A 20,542-nucleotide genomic window follows, 5' to 3' on the forward strand; every position below is an offset into this window, starting at 1 on the left:
CACGGAGAGCGGGGGTCCGGAGTTTTAGTTAAGGTGGTATTTCATGAGTTTGAAGAATATGGCGTTGAACACATTGGGTGCATTGTCAGACGGTTTGGGCTCTGTCGTGCCAGGTCGCGGGCTCGATTACCAGGAAGTTCAACCGGTGGGGTGGTTTGAACACGACAAGGCCGTCGCGGCGCTGCGCAGCAGTTTCGACGCCGTCCCCGCGGGGGAGCGGGTGAGGCTGGCGAAAAAGACGTCGAACCTGTTCCGCGGCCGCCAGGACTCGAACGTGCCGGGGCTGGACGTGTCCGGGCTGGGCGGGGTCATCGCGATCGACCCGGTCAACAAGACCGCCGACGTGCAGGGCATGTGCACCTACGAAGACCTCGTCGACGCTTGCCTTCCGCACGGGCTGGCGCCGTTTGTGGTGCCCCAGCTGAAGACCATCACCCTCGGCGGGGCGGTCACCGGCATGGGCGTGGAATCCACGTCTTTTCGTAACGGCCTGCCCCACGAATCCGTCCTGGAGATGGACGTGCTCACCGGCACCGGTGAGATCGTCACCGCCTCTGCGGAGCACAACGTGGACTTGTTCCGCGGTTTCCCCAACTCCTACGGCTCCCTCGGTTACGCGGTGCGCCTGAAGATCGAGCTGGAGGAGATCGCCCCGTTCATGGAGCTGCGCTACGTGCGCTACCACGACCCGCAGACCTACGCGCAGGAGCTCAGCGAAATCGCCGAACGGCAGGAGTACGACGGCGTGCCGGTCCACGGCCTGGACGGCGTGGCGTTTTCCACCGATGAGCTGTACCTGATCCTGGCCACCCAATCGGAGAAAGAAGGCCCGGTCAGCGACTACACCCGCGAGCACATCTATTACCGGGCCATCCAGCACCCGGAGGGCGTCAAGTACGACCGGCTCACCGTCCGCGACTACATCTGGCGCTGGGACGTCGACTGGTTCTGGTGCTCCCGGGCCTTCGGCGCCCAGATCCCGGAGGTCCGCAAACTGTGGCCGCGCGACCTGCTGCGCTCGTCCTTTTACTGGAAGTTGATCGGCGTCGACCGCAAATACGACGTCGAACACAACCTGACCACCAAACGCAAGGGTGAACCGCACCGCGAGCGCGTGGTCCAGGACATCGAGGTCACCGCCGACAAGCTCACCGAGTGGCTGGAGTGGTTCTTCTCCGCCTGCGACATCCAGCCGATGTGGCTGTGCCCGATCCGCCTGCGACACGACGACGCCTCGCTCGGCGGTCGCGGTGAGGTCCTCGGGGAGGAGTCCTCGCCGTGGCCGCTGTACCCGTTGACGCCGAACACCACCTGGATCAACGTCGGATTCTGGTCCGCCGTGCCGGGTGACCACGTCAGCGAGGACGCGGAACCGGGGGCCTTCAACAAGGTGATCGAGTCGAAGGTCCACGAGCTCGGCGGGCACAAGTCGCTGTACTCCGAGGCGTTCTACACCCGCGAGCAGTTCGAGGGGCTCTACGGCGGCGACCTGCCGGATGAGCTGAAGAAGGTCTACGACCCGCACGGGCGTTTCCCGGGCCTCTACGACAAGACGGTGACCGGGGTCTAAAGCGGGGTCGCCGACCCGGACATAAAATATTCACATTATTAAACAACACATATGACGCTGAGCCCAGCAGAAAAGGATGAGCCGAACCATGGCTTTCACGCCGATGACCGTCGCTGAAATAATCGATGAACTGATCGTTCCGCCCAACCCGTTCCGGTGGGAAGCCTTCGACGGTTCCGCCACGGGACCGGAGGACGCGAAGTACCGGGTCCAGCTCACCAGCCCCGAAGGCCTGGCCTACATCGCCACCGCCCCGGGCGACTTGGGGCTGGCCCGCGCCTGGATGACCGGCGGCCTCGTGGTCGAGGGCGAGCACCTGGCCCACCCCTACGGAATCTTCGACTCGTTGCGCGACCTCTACGGCCAATTCCAGGCACCGAACCCGGCGACCCTGGTGCGGATCTACCGCTCGCTCGGCGCCCTGGACGCGCTCAAGGTGCAGCCGGTACCCGAGGTCGAGCGCCAGGGCTGGCTGGAGCGCACCCTGCGCGACGGGCTGACCCGCCACTCCAAGGAACGCGACGCGGACGTCATCTCCGACCATTACGACGTGGGCAACGACTTCTACGAACTTTTCCTGGGCAAGGAAGTCACTTACACCTGCGCCTATTACCCCACGGAGGACGCCACCTTAGACGAGGCGCAGGAGAACAAGTACCGCCTCGTCTTCGAGAAGCTCCGGCTCAAGGAAGGCGACACGCACCTGGACATCGGTTGCGGTTGGGGCGGCCTGGTCCGCTATGCGGCTCGCCGCGGCGTGAAGTCCCTGGGCGTGACCCTGTCGAAGGAACAGGCCGACTGGGCGCAGGAGAGGATCAAGGAAGAGGGCCTCGAAGACCTCGCCGAGGTACGTTTCCTGGACTACCGCGACGTCGAGGAAGGGGACTTCGACGGCATTTCCTCCATCGGCCTGTTGGAGCACATCGGGGTGGACAACTACGCCGCCCACTTCGATTTCCTCTCCGGCAAGCTGCGCCCGGGCGGGCTGATGCTCAACCACTGCATCACCTACCCTGACAACCACAAGACGAAGAAGGGCGGCTTCATCGACCGCTACATCTTCCCCGACGGCGAGCTGACTGGCTCCGGCACCGTCATCCGGGAGATGCAGGACAACGGATTCGAGGTGCTGCACGCGGAGAACCTGCGCTTCGACTACGCCCGCACCCTGCGCGACTGGTGCCTGAACCTCAAGGACAACTGGGAGGAGGCCGTCGAGCTCGTCGGCGAGAACACCGCCCGCCTGTGGGGCATGTACATGGCCGGCTCCCAGTGGGGCTTCGAGCACGACGTCGTCCAACTGCACCAGGTCCTGGGCGTTCGGCTCGCCGAGGACAAGTCCCGCGCCGGGGTGCCGGAGCGCCGCTGGTGGAACGACTCCCCCTGGGGCCTGGCGGACAACTAGCGCATCATGCCACCGCGTGACGCGGAGGTCACGGAACTATCACGGAGCCGGGGACGTTAATCCCTCATGACGACGCTGACTATGCGGCAGATGGTCTCGGGGCGGCTCGAACGCTTCGACGCCCGCCGCGCCCAGGCGAAACGGCAGGCCCGTTTCGGCTGGCTGATCGCCCCAGCCACGCTGGTGATCGGATGGGTGGTCCTGATTATCGGGATCATCACCATCCCGTTGCCCGGGCAAGGGTGGCTGACGACTTTCCTGGGCGTGGGCATCCTCTCCCTCGAAGCCGTTTGGGCCCGCAACCTGCTCACCTGGGGCGTACGGGCATACGACGACTTCTTCGCCTGGTACCGGCGCCAACCCAGGGCGCTGCGATGGTCGCTGATCGCCGTGCTGCTCGTCGCCGTCTGGATCACGTTCATGGCGCTGGCCTGGGCGGGGTGGGCGCTCGGCGGGCTGAACGTGCTCACCCCGGTCTTCCACGGCTGGCTGGGTTGGGACCGGCCCTAACCACGCCGCAGCCCCACCCAGAACACCGCAGCCACCGCCACGGCCGCGAGCGCCATGAGCGCCCATCCGGTGCGCGCCGGCGCCTCGTCGTGCTCTTGGTGTGGGGCGCTGATGTGTAACTCCCGGGGGCCGCGTTCGTATTGCGCCGACACATGCGTGAGCGTTTCATAAGGCAGCACGAGGCCCCCGGCCGGCCGCGCCGCCTGAATCACCCGGTCACGCAGCACGGCGGCGGAATCCTCCGGGTACCGCTGCGCGAGCAACGCCACCGTCCCGGAAACGACCGGGGCGGCGAAGCTGCTGCCCTCGAACGCCGTGACCGAACCGCGCACCGGGTCCTCCCCGGCGGGCCGGGTCCCCGTCGCCCACCCGCTGCCCGCCGCGGCCAACGACACCGGGGCCGTGCCCGGCGCGGACAGTTCCACGACCCCGGGCGGCGCCGGCACCGAATAGTCCGCCATGCGGTGGGCGTCGGCGCGGGCGCCCACGGCGAGCACGGTGGGCGCGTGCGCGGGGTAGACGGCGTCGCCGGGCAGGCAGGACTCGGAGGCGTTGCCGGCGGCCGCGACGATGACGGCGCCTTCGTCTTCCGCGCGGGCCAGCGCGTCGTCGAGTCCCGAGGTGTCCAGGTGCTCGGTGAGGTGGGCGGGTACGCAGGCGACGACGGAGACGTTGATGACGTCGGCGCCGTGGTGCACGGCGGCGTGGATGGCCTCGGCGAGGGAGGCCAGCGTGCCGGCGCCGTCGTCCTCGGTGCGGTAGTGCGCGCTGGTCTGGCGGACGCTGATGATTTCCGCGTCCGGGGCCACCCCGAGGTGGTGGCTGGCGATCAGGCCGGCGACGGCGGTGCCGTGGCCGTCGCAGTCGAAGACGGCGTCCGGGGCGTCGGGGGCCACGAAGTCGCCGCCGTGGTGGACGGGGCGCAGCTGTTCGTGGTCGGCGACTCCGGTGTCGATGACCGCGACTTTGACTCCGGCGCCGGTGGCGATGCGGTGGGTGCGGGTGCGGCGGTCGGTGGCGTCGTCGTCCAGCTCCGGGGCGGCCACGCCCACGGGGACGGTGCAGGCCACGTCGGGGCCTTGGGCGGCGGCGGTCGGGGTGGCGGGCGCACCCGCGCCCAGGACGCAGACCAGGAGGCCGGCCGCCCACGTGGTTTTCGGCGTCCTCGTCATCCCAGTCCCCGGATCATGCCGAACAGGCCGGTGACCTGCACCGCGATGGGCAGGCAGGCCAGCACCGCGAGAAATTCCACGCGTTCCCACCAGGCCATCGTGGTCGGTTCCAGGTCGCGCACCCGCGGCGCCCAGAGCACGGCGGTGAGCGCGGCGAGGGCGACTGCGGCGGCCAGTGCGACGGCCGCGGGGTGCTGGTCGCCGCGCACCGCGGCCAAGGCGACGCCGGCACACGCGCTGAGCCCGATGACCGCCAGCGACCAGCCCGGCACGGGGGCGCGGTGCCGGGCGGCGTGCATCAGCACCGCCCCGGCGACCGTCAGGCAGAGCAGTTGGGGCCACAGACCGCCCTGCCACCCGGCCAACACGGTGGCGGGGGCGGCGATGACGGCCGCGCCCACGGCCATGCCGTCGGTCAGGCGCCCGGCGCGCCGGGCGCGGTGCTGGACGTCGGGTTGCGCGGCGTCGGAGATGGTCAGTTCCTGCCCGGCGGTGGGCAGGGCGGGGACGTGGAGTCCGGCGGCTTTGGCGGCGGCGCCGGGGCCGAAGGACAGCAGCGCCAGACAGCCGAGCAGCACGGTGGCGGCTGGGGCGGTGGTGGCGGGCAGCCAGGGCAGCAGGTCTCCGGCGGCGCCGAGCAGCAGCAGGAGCCCGGCGGTCAGGACGGCGGCCAGCGCCCGGGTCCCCACTGTGCGCAGGGCCGCCCCGAGCAGTGCGGTCAGGGCGGCGGCGGCCGTTCCCGCGACGGCGGCCCAGCCGGAGCCGGTCCAGAAGGTCGGGTCGACGTAAGCGGCGGCCGCCGCGCCGGCGGCGGCGATGGCGGCCAGGGCGACGAGGTGGGCGTCGCGGCGCCAGACCACGACGGCGCCGGCGGCGCCTGCGCCTGCCGCCAGGGCCCCGGCGAGCGGCAGAAACAGCGAGGCGACGGCCGCCAGGGCGAGGACGCCGGTGACGGTGGCCAGTTGGGCGGCTCCGAAGGCGCCTCGTCCGTCGCCGAGTTCGGCGACGAGGGCTTCTGCGGAGTCGCGGACGATGGGCGCGTCGACGGGTTCAGCCGGGGTGAGCACCAGGATGGAGCCGTGGTCCAGCGGTGAGTGCTGCAGCGCGACGGATTGTTCGATGGGCAGTCCCGCCGCGGTCGTCGCCCGCCAGGGGCGGGTGATCTGCGGTGCGGCGCACAGGTCGAGTATTTCGGGCGCCACGTCCGCCAGGGTGGAGCCGGCGGGCACGGACAAGTCCACCTCCCGGTGGAAAGCCCCCACGTGGACGCGCACGGTCAGGCGCAGCACATGCGTCGGCGCCGTTGAGTTTCTCACTGAATCATCCCCCGAATGATGGTGTCCTCGTCCGGGCTTCGTCGCCCGGACGAGCACAGTTTCCCTTACAATGCTGCCTGTGTCCACAGTTAGGGGCCTGGTTGGGGGATCGGGCGGCTGTGGCAACGAAACCAAGGACTTGGGGGAGTCATGCTGGGTCTGTATGAGGACCGGATCGTTCAACCGCTCACGCAGGGGCAACGTGACCCTGCCCCGCCGCGGCCGCGCGGGTCGTTGAGCGCGGAGGCGGTGCCGGCGGCCACGCGGCCCGCGCCGGTGCCGGTCATCCGCATTCTGGTGCCGGTGATCATGGTCGCCGCGATGGTGGCGATGGTCGCGTTGATGTTCATGGGCGGTAGGGCGGCGAGCCCGGTGATGCTGATCATTCCGCTCATGCCATTTTGGTAATTTCAGACCATGACCACAGACCACGGCGGACGCGCCGCCATATATGCGCGTATTTCAGAGGACCGCCAGCACGGCGCGGGCGTGGCCCGGCAAATATCCGAGTGCCGAGAGCTGGCCGCCGCCCGCGGCCTAGACGTGGTGGCCGTCCATCAAGACAACAACATTTCGGCGTACACGGGAAAGGACCGCCCCGGTTTCTCCGCCCTCATGGTGGACATGGCCATGGGCCGGATAGACGTGGTGCTGGCATGGGCCGTGGACCGTCTAGCCCGGAACACGGAGGACAATGAACGGCTATTGGTCGCCGCCACAAAGTCCAAGGTCCGGATAATCACGGTCCAGGGCGGGGAGGCGGACCTGGAGACCGCGGGCGGTAAGTTCATAGCCCGTTTCACCGCGCTCATTTCCAGTTACGAAAGCGACATTAAGGCCGCGCGTATCTCCGCCGCCGCCAGGCAACGGGCTACGGCTGGCCGCCCTCCCGGCGGTATCCGTAAGTTCGGTTACTCCAAGGACCACCGGGAGCTAGACCCCGTGGAGGCCCCGGCGCTCCGTGAGGCCGTGGAGGCCGTCCTGTCCGGGTCCAGCGTCCGCTCACAGGCCGCCATGTTGAATGAACGCGGCCTGTTAACCCCGTCTCGGATACGTAAGTCAGACGGAGCGGAGGGTGGCCGGAACTTATGGCAGACCACCACGCTCCGAAACACGTTGCTATCCCCGGCTATCGCGGGCCTAGTCAGTTACAAGGGCGAACTATTCCCGGACGTGAAAGCCCAGTGGCCCGCGATCATCACCCCGTCACAGCACCACGCCATGGTGGCCCTGTTGAATAACCCGGCGCGGAGGACGAACGGGCGAAAGGGCCGGGGAGCCAAACACTTAGGGTCTGGCCTGTTTAAGTGTGGTGGCCAGGGGTGTGTGGACGGGACCATGGTGGCCGCGACACAACGACGGAAACACGGACGCGCCGGGGTCTACATCTGCAAGTACTCGCACTCCAGCCACGGACCCGCCGGGGCCAGCCACACGGGCCGGGCCATGGAACTTACGGACCGGACTGTCCGGGAGGTCATCGTGGCCCGGCTGGAGAAAGGCGACATCCAACAGGCCCTAGCCCGGTCCAAGGGTAAGGACACCGCCGCGCTTATGGCGGAGCGGGACACGGTACGCCAGGCTATGGCGGACCTGGCGGAGGCCGTGGGAGCCGGGACCATGACCGTGGCGCAGATGACCGCCGCTAACGCGGGTCTCATGGCCCGGCTGGGGGAGCTTAATGAGCGCCTGGAGGCCGCCGACACCTCCGGGGTCCTCGCACAGCTGGACGGGGTGACCTCCCCCAGGGACTACTGGGATGACGCGGACCTGGAGCGCCGCCGCGCCGTCATGGACGCGTTAGTGGAGGTTGTCATCCTCCCGGTGGGCAGGGGCCGGGCCGCCGGGCCGGAGTCAATCCAGTTCAACTGGAAAGTGTGACTATCAGCCCCGTAAAGGGGTGAATATTGACACATGTTCCAATATGGGTACTGCGGATGACCTGGGATTATCGAGAGATTATCCCAGGTCATTTTTCGTGTCTGGCATTAGAACTGGTTAAGGGTTTAGGGTTCATAACCAGAGCGTCAGACACGCTCACATTGGTCCCGCACCACGGACCCGTTCCCGTTCACGCCTGTTCCTGTTTCCGCCTGTAGTGGTCGCACCGCACGGAGTCGCCCGCCTGTATTGGCCGCGGCACTCCGAGAGTGAACAGGAATCACTGTGACTACACCCGTAGACCACACGCTGGACATTAGCCTGGCCTCCGGCCAGCTGGCCGCCGCCCGCCGCTGGCACCCCGATACCGATACCTCCGCCCTGGAGCGGAACCTGGCCGTGGCGCGTATCGCTAACTACGCCCGTAAGGTCCTGGCGGACACCCCGCCGCTGGAGCCGGAGGACCTGGACCGTCTCCAGGACATTCTCCAGGCCGGTGGTGCGCGATGACCGCCGCCACGATGACCCCGGCCCCGCCCGCGTCCCCCGCTGAGGACCGCCTGGCCGCCCGTATCTCCGCCTACGCCGCCCAGGTAGTCGCCCAGGCCCCGGAACTTTCGCCGGAGCGCTTAGACCGCGTGGTGGCCGTCATCCGCGGAGGTGGTGGCCGTGGCTAAGCGCCTCACATCTCCGGAGTCCCGCCTGGGTAGCCGGACCGCCGCTCACTGGCGAAAGCTGGAGGAACTAGACCGCCTCCATCTCGCACGAAAGGCCGCGGAGCACCCCGGCCAGCGGCCCCCAGCGCCGTCGAAATGATGACCAGCACCCCCGGAGGACCACAACTCCCGCCGCCAGACAGAGAAATTCCCCCACCGGCCACCGCGCCAGTGAGGGAAACCCGCTCCAACGTATCGAAAGGATACCCCCTCATGGTATCGCATAAACTCACGTCCGGCCAGGCCAGCACCACCCGCGGGGAGGTGGTCTAAGTGTTCGGAGCCACTGAATTGACCGCCGTACTCGGAGCACCGCCGCGCCCTGGAGCGGACACCGCCGCCTGGGTGAAATACGCCCGCGCCCTGGCGGACGCTGGACTCCCCGCCCTACTGGTCCAGCCGGGAACGAAATACCCCGCGGACCTCCGTTCCGAGCGGGAGAAAGACGGTCCCGGCGGGGTCCACCTGGCCACCACCGACCGCGCCACATTGAAAAAGTACGTGGAACGCGCCCTCAAAGACCCGGCGGAGCACCGGCCCGCCGGACACCCCACGCCCTACGGCCCCGGCGCTCACCTGAATTGGGCGGTCCGTCTCGGAGGCTCCGGGTACGTGGTGGCGGACGCGGACACACCGGGGGAGGTCGCCGCCCTCCGGTCATTCCTGGCGGAGCACTACGGCGGGGAGTCCAAGGTCCCCGGCCCCACCGTCCTCACCCCCGGTACCGCGGACGGAGCACATAAGGGCGGGGGTCACTGGTGGTTTAAGCTCCCGGAGGGCCGGGAGTACGCCGGGGCCTCCGCCACTGTCACCGTGACTGTCCCGGACCACTCGGAGGGCTTTTCCATCTACGCGGGGGACGCTTACGTCCTTATTCCGCCGTCCCGCCGTCCGGAGGGGGACTACCTGTTAGTGGGGTCCGATAACACGGCCCCGGACCCCCTGCTGGCGGAGCTGGAGACGGCGGAGGCTACCGCGGCGGAGCTGGTAGAGCGCCGGGAGGACCGTAAGCGTAAGGCGGAGGCCGGGGAACTCGGAGACATGGAGGACCAGGTGGCCGCCTGGTCACAGGTCACCCCCTGGTCCGAGGTCCTTACAGGCGGATGGATGGAGACCGGCCTGGCGGATAACTGCGGTTGTCCTATCTGGACCGCGCCGGGTGCTCACTCCAGTCCTAAGTCCGCCACCACTCACGTAGACGGGTGCTCCCGCCCTACCGTGGACCCGCTTAACCCGCCCATGCACCTGTGGACGGATAACCCTGGCCCGGAGCTGGAGGCCGTGGTGGCAGAGAGTGGCTCCAAGACCATGAGCAAGCTCACCGCGTACGCCGCCCTGGCACACGGCGGGGACATGTCCGCCGCGCTGGAGGCCGCCGAGGTCTCCGCCGGTGGGGGCCAGACACTGGACCCGGCCCGGCTGGCGGAACTGTTAGACCCCGCGGTCTCGGAGCTGGAGAGGGAAGCGGCCACGGAGGCCCTGGAGAGTCTCCGTCCGGACGTGGCTAAACACGTCCAGGACCTCATGGCCCGCCGGGAGGCGGAGCGCGTGGTCAAGCGCCTGGAGCGCTCACAGGCGGAGGGGGACCGTAAGCCGGTGGAGGCCGTGTCCCTGGCGGACCTCATGGCACAGGACCCGCCCGCGGAGCGGTGGACCATTGACGGCCTATGGTCCGCCGAGGGCCAGACGCTGTTATACGCTCCCGCCAAGGTAGGTAAGTCACGGCTAGCCCATAACGTCCTGGAGGCATTGACCGGCGGCGGCCTGTTTCTGGATAAGTTCCGCGCACTCCAGGCCACCCGGCGCGTTGGTCTCATTGACATGGAGCTGGCCCCGGCCATGCTCCAGTCCCGGCTCAAGGACCTGGACCGCACGGAGTGGAGTAACGGGGTGGTCTGGACGCTCCGGGACAACCCGTCAAGTTTCGACCTCACGGACCCGGCGACGCTAGCGGAATGGGCCGCCAAAATTAAGGCACAGGACGTGGAGGTCTTAATCGTGGACCCGCTTTCCGCCGTTATCCGCTCCACCGGGCTGGATGAATGGCGCGACGGTGGCCGGGTCCTCCAGCTACTCCGGGAGCTATGCGCCCGCGCTGGGGTCCGCGCCCACCTGGTAGTGGACCACGCCTCCAGTAAGGCCGGAGGGATGGACAACGGGCCGCGCGGTGACTCCGGAAAACTGGACGTAGTTGACCATGTGTGGAAGTTCTACCCAGACGGCGACAACGAAGCCACCCCCACGTCCACCGACCGTTTCCACCTGGAGACCACGGGCCGCGCTTACCCGGTCTCCGCCACGGTGAGACTGGACGGAGGCCGGTACGTATCCACGGAGCCGCTCCAGACCTCCCACCGCGGCCTAGAGCTGGCGTACCGGGCATGGCCCGCCGTCCAGGGCCAGGTGGATAAAGCACACCGCCAGATGATGACGGAGAAACCGGACCGGGACCCAGCCATGGCGTGGCCGTCTCGGAACTACCTACAGGAAACGGTCCGCTCCCAGATCACGGCACAGTGTGGCGTGGGACGTAACCAGCTCCGTGAGGCGCTGGACAGTCTCACCGCCCAGGGGGTCCTGGAGACCGTCACGGGGAACGGGAAAACAGGGGTCCTCCGCCCCTCCGGACGGGAACCGATTAACCCGGCGGACCCGTTCGACAATGACCCCGCGGCGGGGGCCTAGGAACCTCCGCCGGTAGCCGCTGGCGGAGGTGGCGGACATGGTGGCGGACATGGCGAAAATGGCTAGTTTGCCACCATGTCCGCCACCATGTTTTCCCAGTTCAGGGGTAGTCCGCCACCTTGCCACCTAAGTGGCGGCGGGAATTAGGTGGCAAGGTGGCGGACATTTTTCTATAACCCCAGGCAGTACCGGGTAGGGGTCAAAAACTGTGACCGGCGGAACACTTTTAGGGTACTGTCCGCCGGGCGTGCATAAAACCCCGCCTGGCCTGGTCTTATGTCCCCGGCCACTACCAATGTCCGCCACCCCGCCACCCCGCCACTTCCCTTATATACGTTAGGTAAATAAGGGAAGAATGGAGAGGGCCGGGAGCACAGGGGCCGGGTGCCCATTTCATTGGTCACCGTCATCGAGCGCCAGTACTACCGCCAGGGGATGATTGACGGGCCGGGGCGGGAATGAACGGACCCCCGCCGTGAGCGCTGGCCGCCCCCCCGATAGCTGGCCGCCCGCCCCGGCTCCACCCCGTACGCCGTGAGCCACGCCCACATCCGAGACCCCTGGAGGGCCGGGGGAGCCGTGACCTACCGCGCCGGGTGAGCCGGGAGGCCGTGACCTACCGCCGGGAGACGATGACCACCGCCGTGGCAGGGAGGCCAGCGACACCGCCGGAGCCGGGAGCCGGGAGACCATCGACGCGCCACACGCCCGTTAGAGCGTCCGGGACCATCGACTGGAGTAAGAGTCCATCCACGCCGTGAGCGGACGTTGGCGGCGACGCTGGCCGCGGAACTGGACGGAGACCAGCGACACGGACACCGACATGGACGCGGACGGCGACTGTGGGCGAGTAGAGTTAACAGCGAAACCGCGCGAGTCTATGCACGCGGGCGTAATTCATGCATGAATTACAGTTGTCATACCCCCTGGTCACAGGACCGGGGTGGGGGTACCCTCCCCTCCGGACCTTTCATCTACCCTACCGGTATTCACCATCTTGTGTCTCGGATTACAAAAACCCTGGTCGGTAGTCCCCGCCCCACCCTTGACCCCGTGCATAAAGTGGCCGTTTCATACATGGCCCGCCGGGTGAATGTCGCCGGAAATCCTAACCGGCCCTCCGGTCCCGAAAATTACAAACAGGCCGGACCGTTTCGCCGTCCTGGACCGCGCCGTGGCCGCGCCGGGAGCGTACACCGCGCCCCCGCCAGCCGGAGACGGTCTCGGAGGCCCTCCCCACGGCGGTGGCCGTGGGCCGTGGCCAGGGGGAGAAACGGGCCGCCCGGACTGGCGTGTCTAACCTCACGTCCCATTAGCCATACTACCCCTGTATAGGGGTGGGTAACGGGGCTAGGCAATTACCTCGCCGGGAGTTGATAGCGCCACGTCAATCACAGTACCCGTACCCATTTACCAGCAATGACAGTACCCATTCCGGCCCTATACTCCCGGCCAGGCGAATCGACAAATGAGGGGGTGGAAATTAGCGTCAATTGTGCTCCCGCCGAGCAACCTGTAAGGACCCCTCACGATGACCGCTACACCGTTCCAGGACCGCCACGCCACGGTGGCTACCGCCCTGGCCGCCCTCGGAGTCACCCCGCCGGGCCTGGAGGACATGACCGCCGCGGACACCGCCGTCCAGGACCGCCTCCAGGAACTGGACACCGCCCTGGCCGCGCCGTCTCTCGATGACCTCCGCCGGGACGCGCGTAAATGGGTCCGCGGAGACCTGAAAGCCACCACCCTGGCCTCCCGTATCACCGCGCCGGACCCGGACAACTCCCCACGCCTGAAAGCCGCCCGCCAGGCCGCCCAGGCCGCCCTGGTAGCGGAGATGGACCGGGAGGACTGGTCCACCACCGCCCTGGTAGACGGTAGCCGGGCCGTGGTCCAGTCCGAGCTGGAGAACATGGCGTACGCGGCCACCACCGCCCTGGAGGACCTCCCCGCGCCGGGCCGTGAGTACCTGCTCACCGGCCAGGGCGGAAAGCATGGTGACCGCGCCGGGGACCCGGCCCTGATTACCATGCTGGTTAACGCGGAGTGGACCCCTACGCCTCATATCGACGCGTACCGGGAGCTGGCCGCGGCCTGGTCTCCGATCACCGGCATGAACCGGTCACAGGACACGTTCCTGGCCTGGGACAACCTGTTTCAGACCATGGCCCGTTCCCGTCCGGTGACCCGTGACGGGAGCCGGGCGGACGCGCGGTATATCGGTAAGCCATGGCCGGAGGACCAGTACCACAACACCGGAGGCCCGCTCCCGTCCGCTATCTGGATGGACTACCGCGGCAACGTGGCCCGCGCTTTCGGTGTCGGTGGCCAGAATATCGCCGGGACCGTCCTGGCCGGGGAGGGAAAGCTGGAGCCGCTGGCGGACCCGCTGGGTAAGGACCACGCCGAGTACCTCCGTAGGTTTAACGTCTATGAGTCCGTCCGGTCCTGGGCACTTATGCAGGACCCGGACGTGGCGGATAAGGTCCACCGTTCCCTCCAGTCTCATAACGTCCCGGCCACCCTGCCCAGGGCCACTAAGCCGCTCCACCGCCACGCCGGGTACGCCTCCCCCGCGGAGGCGCTGGCGGTGTACCTGGCAGACCACGGCCAGCGGAGCTAACCGTGGCCGCCGGTAATTTCCATAACGCTTACGCTCCGGAGTGGAAAGGCCGGGCGGAGCGTTTCGACCCCGCCCACGCCCACCACCTGTTAAAGCCGGGTGAGCCGGACCCCGCCCAGTTCCCCGCCCATGCCCGTGGCACCTGGCGACGCGCCCTGTTGTTCCTATCGCTGGGTTACCGCCCGGAGGGTGAGGACGTAGCGGACCTGGAGCGGTGGACGGCGCTATCCGTCGATGACCGCCGGGAGGAACTGGCCCGGCATAACCGGGACAGGGAGGCGGTCAAGGCCGCCGCCGTCAAGGAACTGGCCTCCAAGGAAGTCGCTAGCGCCACCGCCCTGGCCCGCCGCCTGTCCGAGTGCCCCGGCCTCCCCCACGCCGACCAGATCACGGCGCTACTGGAGACGCTGGCCCCGATAGACCCCACCGGGGAGGGCACCCGGTCCAACACGGGCGGGACCGTTAAGCGCCTGTACATCCATCCGCGTGACGGGAGGCCGGGACACTACGTCTCCCGCTCCGCCAGGGCGCTCCGTGGCTACGCGGAGACCGCCCAGCGGGACGCACAGCGGGCACACCGCCGGGAACAACTGGCCGCGGAGCGTAAACAGCTGGCCGCCGAACGTGAGGCCCGCCGGGCGGAGCGGGAGCGCCAGCGTGAACAGCGGGCGGAGCAACGGGAGGGCCGCCAGGCCGCCCAGCGGGCACAACAGGCCAGAGAGCGTGAACAACGGGCGGAGCGCCACCGCGTTGAACGGCTCCGGCTGGCGGAGCAACGGCGCACCGCCCACCGCCGTAAGTATCACAGCGACAGAGAGAGAAAAACAGCATGACCCAGAACGATGACCGGGACCCTAATGAGACACTGGACGCGGTGGGAGCGCGTATCTACGGGGCCAGGACCCCGCGCCGGGTAGAGCGGGAGCGAGATGAACTCATGGAGCGGGCCGCGCGTATGTACGGCGGTAGCGCCGCGGCGGTCTATGACACCTACGTGGACGGCATGGCGGCGGACCCCCACCGCCCCGGCCCTCCGGATGACGGGGCCAGTCTCGATGACATAGGCCGCCGCATGTACCGCCGCTAGCCCGGACCCAGGACCCCCGGACGTTGGACCCTCCAGCGTCCGGGGTTTTCTCATGTGCCCCGGTGGGGTCGGTAAGGTCCGAGACATGGACGCAAACACTCTCATTACAGCTATTGCTGGCTTGGTAGGTGTGCTGATAGGTGGGGGTATCACGATGGGGGCCACCCGGTGGTCCGCCAAGGTCCAGCGGGAGCACCACAACAGAGTGGTGCAACATGAGAAAGTGATCGCCCTATGGGACTACATCCAGGGCGACACCTGGCGGGAACATGGGCAAAACTATCGCACAGCTATGGACCTCCGGCCCGAGACCAGGAAGGTGGGCACATACCCCACGCTGGGGGACCACGGACAGCGGCTAGCCGGGTCCGCGCTACTCCATGCTATGGACCAGGAGGTAGAGGACCGGCTGGGTTTCATTGAGGGCCAATTCCATGAACTTACTAGGGCCGGGCTAGAGGCGTGGTCTCACGCTAAGGCCCACGCACATGACCAGACCTACACGGGTGACAGCCGGGCCATTATGAAGCTGGAGGATAGGGTCACAGCCTTAAACCAGGCCGTCACCACCCTGGCTATCTCCACCAAGAAACGGGCCACGGGCCAGGAATAGCCCAGTCCCGCCCCTCCAGCGTCCGGGGGTCCGTTACGTTAACGGGGGTAGCGCTTATATTTCCCGTTCATGCTGGTCATGGGCATTTTGCCGCCCTGGATTACGATACCCATAATTACACCCGCTGGATCCCGCTCATGATGGGCATGTCGATGCTGATGATGTTCGCGCCCCCGCACAGCGAAGGCGACGTCGACGAGACGCGCCGCACCTATCTGCGCCACCTCGCCGCGTTGCGGGAGACGGCGTTGGCCAACGCGGTCCAGCAGCGGCGCCACGAGTTGCACCGGCACCCGGATCCGGCGGACGTGCACGCGGGGGTGGGCTCGCGCCGGTTGTGGGAGCGCGCCGCCGCGGACCCGGACGCCCTGGAGGTCCGGTTGGGGCTCGGCGACGCGGCGTTGTGCACGCCGGTGGAGGTCGCGGACCCGGGGGCGGCGGAAGACCTCGACCCGGTGTGCGCGGTCAGCCTGCGGCAGACGGTGCGGGCGGTGAACACGGTCGCACAGGTGCCGGTGGCGGTGCAGTTGCGGGCGTTCCGGTTCTTGGCGCTGGCCGGCACGGGCTCCCATGACCTGGCCCGGGCGCTGGTCGCCCAGCTGGTGTTTCACCACGGCCCGGAGACGGTGGGCCTCAAGGTGATCGGCCCGGGCGCGCCGGCGTGGGAATGGGTCAAGTGGCTGCCGCACACCCGCGCCCCCGAGGAGGCCGCCTACCCGGTGTTGCTGGTCGTCGACCAGGTCACCACCGGCACGGAGGACTTCATCGACGACGACGCGTGGGCGGTGGTCGTCGACGTCGGCTCCCGGCCCGCCACCGCTCTGGCCCAGCGCGCGGAGACGGAAGGGTTGGCGGTGACCGCCGGGGCGGGGTTGGACGTGCACACCGAGGCCGGGGTGGAGACCATCGGCGTGCCGGACGCGTTGAGCCCCGAACAGGCGGTGCTGCTCGCCCGCGCGCTGACCCGCTACCAGCGCCCGGAGGCGCCCGGGGAAGGCGGCGGCTCCGGGGACCTGCTGACGCTGCTGGGGGTGGCGGACGTCGAACAGCTCACCCCGGAGGCGATGTGGCGCGGCCGGGAAGGCACCGCGGCGCGGCTGACGGTGCCCATCGGGGTGACCCCGCAGGGGGCGGCGGTGCGGCTGGACCTGAAGGAGTCCGCGCACGGCGGCTCCGGTCCGCACGGCCTGTGCATCGGCGCGACCGGCAGCGGCAAATCCGAGCTCCTAAAAACGCTGGTGGTCGCGCTGGCGGCCACCCACAGCCCCGACGAGCTGAACCTGGTGCTGGTCGACTTCAAGGGCGGCGCCACCTTCCTCGGCTGCGAAGATTTGCCGCACACCTCTGCGGTGATCACCAACCTGGCGGACGAGGCCGTGCTGGTGGAGCGCATGTACGACGCCATCAGCGGGGAAATGAACCGGCGCCAAGAAATCCTGCGCGAGGCGGGCAACTTCGCCAACGTCTCCGACTACACCGCCGCCCGGTCACACGGGCGCGAAGACCTGCCGCCGCTGCCGGCGCTGCTGATCATCGTCGACGAATTCTCCGAGCTGCTGTCCGAACACCCGGACTTCGCGGACCTGTTCGTCGCCGTCGGCAGGCTCGGCCGGTCGCTGCACGTGCACCTGCTGCTGGCCAGCCAGCGGCTGGAGGAAGGCAAGCTCCGGGGCCTGGATTCACACCTGTCCTACCGCATCGGGCTGAAGACCTTCTCCGCGGGCGAATCCCGGCAGGTCCTGGGAGTGACGGACGCGCACAAACTGCCCGCCCAACCGGGCGCGGGCTTTCTGCGCACGGACGTCGACGAGCTGACCCGGTTCCAGGCGGCGTACGTCTCCGGCCCGTTGCCGCGCCGGGTCGTCGAGCATTCCCCGCAGGCCGGGGTTCACCGGGTGGAGCACTACACCGGCTGGGAGCAATTCGACGTCGAAGACGAGATCCCGGTGACCCTCGACGAGTCGACCACGCTGCTGGCCGCCGTCGTCGAGGCCTCCCGGGCGGCCGCGGGCCTGCGCGGGCAACGGGCCCACCGCATGTGGCTCGACCCGCTGCCGGAACGCGTCGACGTCGCCGCCGTCGCGGAACCGGTGGGGGAGTTGTCGTGCGTGGTCGGCGTCATCGATGACCCGTACCACCAGCGGCAGGATCCGCTGGTGCTCGAGTTAGGTTCCGGCGGCGGGCACGTGGCCGTCTGCGGCGGCCCCCAGACGGGCAAGACCATGGCCCTGCGCACGATCGCGGCCTCGTTGGCCGCCACCCACACCACTGGGCGGCTGCGTTTCTACGTCATCGACTTCGGCGGCGGCGGACTGGGCAACCTGGGGCGTCTGCCGCACACGGCGGGCGTCGCCGACCGCACCGAACCGGAGCGCATCCGCCGCATCGTCGACGAGGTGCTCGGCGTCGTCGATGAGCCCCAGCCGATCCACACTTTCTTACTCATCGACGGCTGGCACGCCCTGGCCGCCAGCGGCTCCGACTTCGAGGACCTCGTCGACCCCGTCACCCGCATCGCCGCCGACGGCCCCAGCGCCGGCGTCCACCTGGTCGTCAGCACCCCGCGGTGGAGCGTGTTGCGGCCGGCCATCCGTGACCTGATCACCCACCGGATGGAGCTCAAACTCAGTGAAGCGCTCGACTCGCTCATCGACCGCAAGGCCCAGGAGAAGCTCCCGTCGGCCCCCGGCCGTGGCCTGACCGTTGACGCGGGGCAGATGCTGATCGCCTACACCGCCACCCAGGACCTGGCGTTCATCGCCGCCGAGGCCGACCGGCAGGGACAACGCGGCGTCGACAAGCTGAAGGTCCTGCCGGAGACCGTCACTCTCGCGGAGCTCGCACCGGCCACCGGTCCAGGTCTGCCGCTCGCCGTCGGCGGGCCCCGGCTGGAGACCGTCGCCTGGGACCCGGAGACCGACGGACACCTCGTGTGCGTGGGCTCCTCCGGTTCCGGGAAATCCACGCTGCTGGCCACCCTCGTCGCCCAGATCAGCGACCTCGGCAGACGACGCGCCCGGCTCGTGGTCGTCGACCAACGCCGCGCGCACCTGGGCACCCTCGACGACGACATGGTCGCCGCCTACGCCGCCCAATCCGCCGCCACCCAGGAAGCGCTCGCCGCGGCGACGGTCACCCTCACCGCCCGACTGCCCGGCGCCGACGTCACCCCGGCGCAACTCGCCGAGCGCTCCTGGTGGGAGGGCCCGGACATCTACGTCGTCATCGACGACCTCGACCTGATCGCCGAAGCGGACCTGCACGACCTCGCCGGCCTGCTGCCGCACGCGCGCGACATCGGCCTGCACGTCCTGCTGGCCCGGAAATCCGGCGGGATCGGCCGCGCCCTCTACAGCGGCTTCCTCAACGCACTGCGCGATGAACAACCCGCCGTGCTCCTGCTCGACGCGGACAAGGACGAGGGACAGATCTTCGGGATCAGACCCAGCCGTCAACCCGCCGGCCGCGGCACCTGGGCGACCCGCGGCACGAGCGTCGGCATGGTCCAGGTAGCGCAGGTGAGCGCATGAGCCCCGCTCACGCCGTGACCGTGACGGTGCTGGACACCGTCACCGTCTTCGACGGCACCGACACGGTCTACCGCTACGACATTCCGGCCGCCGGCATCAGCGAAGGGTGGGCGTTTTCCGCCGCCGTCGACCAGATCCGGCAGCTGGCCGGCCCCGCCGACGCCGCCGGCGGTGAGACGATCCGGGTCGAGCTGGAGGCCGACGACGACATCGACCCGGAGCTGCGCCGGGCTCTCAGCGCCCGCGGTTTCCTCCTCGACGACGACGCCGACAACGACGGCGCCGCCACGGCAGAGGCGGACGCGCCCCCGCCCGCCGCGCCGGTGCGCGGGCGTCACCGGCTCACCCGCACCACCCGCAGACGAATGCCCGCCGTCGTGCTCGCGGGCGCGGCTGTGCTGCTGGCGCTGCCGCTGGGCGTGATGGCGGCCCGCTCCGCCGGCGGGGCCGCCACGCCCTCCCCCTCCACCAGCACCGCTGCGCCGACCACCTCCGCGGCCGCCTCCACCCCGCCACCGGCGCCGACCACCAGCGCCGCCCCGACGCCGACTCCCGACCCCGTGGTCACGCACCGCCAGGACGGGTTGGCCATGGACACCCCGCGGGGCTACCGCATCACCGACCAGGCCGAGACCACCGTGTTCACCGGGCCGGACCCCGACCTGCGCATCCATACCGCCGCAGACCCCGTCCCGGAGGCCGGGGCGGAGTCCCTGCTGCAGGGGCTGCGCGCCCAGATCGACGCCGACCCCACCCTGCAGGAGCCGGTCAACGGAGGCGGGCGCCTGAGTTACGTGGAACGCCCCGGCGACGGTTCGGAAGTGAGGTGGCAGACCTGGGTCGTCGGCGACTCCCAACTCAGCGTGGGGTGCCACACCCGCTGGGCGGCCTCCCCGGAGCAGCGCGAGATCTGCGAGCTGGCGCAGGCGTCGTTCCGGGTGGAGGGGCCGGCGGAAGATTTTCCGGAACCGGGGAACCCCGGGGCTCCGGAAGAAGTCTAAAGGTGGTGAGAAGGTGCACGACGCCTTCTTTTCACCGGGGGACGTCGCCCCGCCAGTCACACCGGGTGGGGCGACGGACACACAACCACGTATTGAGGGGGACCACCCATATGAGCCAGATGTTCAGGACAGAAGCCGACGTCATGCGCGCCGCCGCCGGCAACGTCGACGACACCAACACCAGCGTGCAAGGCGAACTCAAGCGCCTGCAGAACGTCGTCGACACCGTGCGCGGCTCCTGGGCGGGCACCGCCCAGGTCAGCTTCGACAACCTCATGATCCGCTACAACGAATCCGCCCGCGACCTGCACGAGGCGCTGGCCTCCATCGCCGACAACATCCGCTCCAACGCCGTCGGCTTCGAGGACATGGAGGCCACCAACGCCCAGTCCTTCGACCGCGTCGGCGCCCAGGGCCTCGCCCTCTGACGCAC

Annotated in this window: 17 protein-coding genes; 14 read left to right on the forward strand and 3 right to left on the reverse strand. The window is 68.7% G+C overall.

Annotation, left to right across the window (positions count from 1 at the left end; genetic code table 11):
- Window positions 1–43: 43 nt before the first annotated feature.
- From B841_RS02760 to B841_RS02770, 3 genes are all read left to right on the forward strand, one after another.
- Window positions 44–1,570 carry an FAD-binding oxidoreductase gene (locus B841_RS02760; RefSeq protein WP_041631710.1) on the forward strand — a complete coding sequence of 509 codons (1,527 nt, stop codon included), beginning with the start codon at window positions 44–46 and terminating at the stop codon, window positions 1,568–1,570.
- 88 nt (window positions 1,571–1,658) lie between these two features.
- Window positions 1,659–2,975 carry a class I SAM-dependent methyltransferase gene (locus B841_RS02765; RefSeq protein ID WP_020933960.1) on the forward strand — a complete coding sequence of 439 codons (1,317 nt, stop codon included), beginning with the start codon at window positions 1,659–1,661 and terminating at the stop codon, window positions 2,973–2,975.
- A gap of 66 nt (window positions 2,976–3,041) precedes the next feature.
- The gene (locus B841_RS02770) at window positions 3,042–3,485 is read left to right on the forward strand and encodes a TIGR02611 family protein (protein ID WP_020933961.1); all 444 of its coding nucleotides are present in this window, start codon (window positions 3,042–3,044) and stop codon (window positions 3,483–3,485) included.
- On the opposite strand, the gene B841_RS02775 is transcribed toward B841_RS02770, so the two are convergent.
- From B841_RS02775 to B841_RS13975, 3 genes are all read right to left on the reverse strand, one after another.
- Window positions 3,482–4,657 (reverse strand): S8 family serine peptidase, encoded by a 1,176-nt coding sequence (locus B841_RS02775; protein ID WP_020933962.1) that lies wholly within the window; start codon window positions 4,655–4,657, stop codon window positions 3,482–3,484. The two genes, B841_RS02770 and B841_RS02775, sit on opposite strands and share 4 nt — an antisense overlap.
- A complete protein-coding gene (gene eccD / locus B841_RS02780) occupies window positions 4,654–5,973 on the reverse strand; it encodes a type VII secretion integral membrane protein EccD (protein ID WP_169466554.1) in 1,320 nt (439 codons plus the stop codon). Before eccD ends, B841_RS02775 begins: the two co-directional genes overlap by 4 nt.
- A gap of 179 nt (window positions 5,974–6,152) precedes the next feature.
- A complete protein-coding gene (locus tag B841_RS13975; protein WP_169466557.1) occupies window positions 6,153–6,368 on the reverse strand; it encodes a hypothetical protein in 216 nt (71 codons plus the stop codon).
- A gap of 22 nt (window positions 6,369–6,390) precedes the next feature.
- On the opposite strand from B841_RS13975, the gene B841_RS13280 reads away from it, so the two are divergent.
- From B841_RS13280 to B841_RS02835, 11 genes are all read left to right on the forward strand, one after another.
- The gene (locus B841_RS13280) at window positions 6,391–7,854 is read left to right on the forward strand and encodes a recombinase family protein (RefSeq protein WP_020933965.1); all 1,464 of its coding nucleotides are present in this window, start codon (window positions 6,391–6,393) and stop codon (window positions 7,852–7,854) included.
- A 285-nt stretch (window positions 7,855–8,139) separates the two neighbouring features.
- Window positions 8,140–8,364, forward strand: a complete 225-nt coding sequence (locus B841_RS02795; RefSeq protein ID WP_020933966.1) for a hypothetical protein — start codon at window positions 8,140–8,142, stop codon at window positions 8,362–8,364.
- Complete coding sequence (locus B841_RS13825) at window positions 8,361–8,531, forward strand: hypothetical protein (protein WP_156844678.1); 171 nt, start codon at window positions 8,361–8,363, stop codon at window positions 8,529–8,531. Before B841_RS02795 ends, B841_RS13825 begins: the two co-directional genes overlap by 4 nt.
- Window positions 8,532–8,843: 312 nt before the next feature.
- Window positions 8,844–11,255 (forward strand): AAA family ATPase, encoded by a 2,412-nt coding sequence (locus B841_RS02800; protein ID WP_020933967.1) that lies wholly within the window; start codon window positions 8,844–8,846, stop codon window positions 11,253–11,255.
- A gap of 1,531 nt (window positions 11,256–12,786) precedes the next feature.
- Window positions 12,787–13,878 carry a hypothetical protein gene (locus tag B841_RS02805; RefSeq protein ID WP_020933968.1) on the forward strand — a complete coding sequence of 364 codons (1,092 nt, stop codon included), beginning with the start codon at window positions 12,787–12,789 and terminating at the stop codon, window positions 13,876–13,878.
- A gap of 2 nt (window positions 13,879–13,880) precedes the next feature.
- Window positions 13,881–14,711 (forward strand): hypothetical protein, encoded by an 831-nt coding sequence (locus B841_RS02810; protein ID WP_020933969.1) that lies wholly within the window; start codon window positions 13,881–13,883, stop codon window positions 14,709–14,711.
- A 122-nt stretch (window positions 14,712–14,833) separates the two neighbouring features.
- Window positions 14,834–14,965: a hypothetical protein gene (locus B841_RS14170; RefSeq protein ID WP_281168162.1), complete on the forward strand. Its 132-nt coding sequence runs from the start codon at window positions 14,834–14,836 to the stop codon at window positions 14,963–14,965.
- Between the two features lie 85 nt (window positions 14,966–15,050).
- A complete protein-coding gene (locus B841_RS02820) occupies window positions 15,051–15,578 on the forward strand; it encodes a hypothetical protein (RefSeq protein ID WP_020933971.1) in 528 nt (175 codons plus the stop codon).
- Window positions 15,579–15,715: 137 nt separating this feature from the next.
- Complete coding sequence (locus tag B841_RS02825) at window positions 15,716–19,108, forward strand: type VII secretion protein EccC (RefSeq protein WP_020933972.1); 3,393 nt, start codon at window positions 15,716–15,718, stop codon at window positions 19,106–19,108.
- A complete protein-coding gene (locus tag B841_RS02830) occupies window positions 19,105–20,109 on the forward strand; it encodes a type VII secretion-associated protein (RefSeq protein WP_084481956.1) in 1,005 nt (334 codons plus the stop codon). Before B841_RS02825 ends, B841_RS02830 begins: the two co-directional genes overlap by 4 nt.
- Before the next feature lie 110 nt (window positions 20,110–20,219).
- Window positions 20,220–20,537: a WXG100 family type VII secretion target gene (locus B841_RS02835; RefSeq protein ID WP_020933974.1), complete on the forward strand. Its 318-nt coding sequence runs from the start codon at window positions 20,220–20,222 to the stop codon at window positions 20,535–20,537.
- Window positions 20,538–20,542 lie beyond the last annotated feature (5 nt).

Source organism: Corynebacterium maris DSM 45190, assembly GCF_000442645.1.
Classification (GTDB): domain Bacteria; phylum Actinomycetota; class Actinomycetes; order Mycobacteriales; family Mycobacteriaceae; genus Corynebacterium; species Corynebacterium maris.

Coding starts and splice junctions, on each gene's coding strand:
- B841_RS02760 (WP_041631710.1), top strand. CDS start 44: ATGAGTTTGAAGAATATGGCGTTGAACACATTGGGTGCATTGTCAGAC.
- B841_RS02765 (WP_020933960.1), top strand. CDS start 1,659: ATGGCTTTCACGCCGATGACCGTCGCTGAAATAATCGATGAACTGATC.
- B841_RS02770 (WP_020933961.1), top strand. CDS start 3,042: ATGACGACGCTGACTATGCGGCAGATGGTCTCGGGGCGGCTCGAACGC.
- B841_RS02775 (WP_020933962.1), bottom strand. CDS start 4,657: ATGACGAGGACGCCGAAAACCACGTGGGCGGCCGGCCTCCTGGTCTGC.
- B841_RS13975 (WP_169466557.1), bottom strand. CDS start 6,368: ATGAGCGGAATGATCAGCATCACCGGGCTCGCCGCCCTACCGCCCATG.
- B841_RS13280 (WP_020933965.1), top strand. CDS start 6,391: ATGACCACAGACCACGGCGGACGCGCCGCCATATATGCGCGTATTTCA.
- B841_RS13825 (WP_156844678.1), top strand. CDS start 8,361: ATGACCGCCGCCACGATGACCCCGGCCCCGCCCGCGTCCCCCGCTGAG.
- B841_RS02805 (WP_020933968.1), top strand. CDS start 12,787: ATGACCGCTACACCGTTCCAGGACCGCCACGCCACGGTGGCTACCGCC.
- B841_RS14170 (WP_281168162.1), top strand. CDS start 14,834: ATGTACGGCGGTAGCGCCGCGGCGGTCTATGACACCTACGTGGACGGC.
- B841_RS02820 (WP_020933971.1), top strand. CDS start 15,051: ATGGACGCAAACACTCTCATTACAGCTATTGCTGGCTTGGTAGGTGTG.
- B841_RS02825 (WP_020933972.1), top strand. CDS start 15,716: ATGATGGGCATGTCGATGCTGATGATGTTCGCGCCCCCGCACAGCGAA.
- B841_RS02830 (WP_084481956.1), top strand. CDS start 19,105: ATGAGCCCCGCTCACGCCGTGACCGTGACGGTGCTGGACACCGTCACC.
- B841_RS02835 (WP_020933974.1), top strand. CDS start 20,220: ATGAGCCAGATGTTCAGGACAGAAGCCGACGTCATGCGCGCCGCCGCC.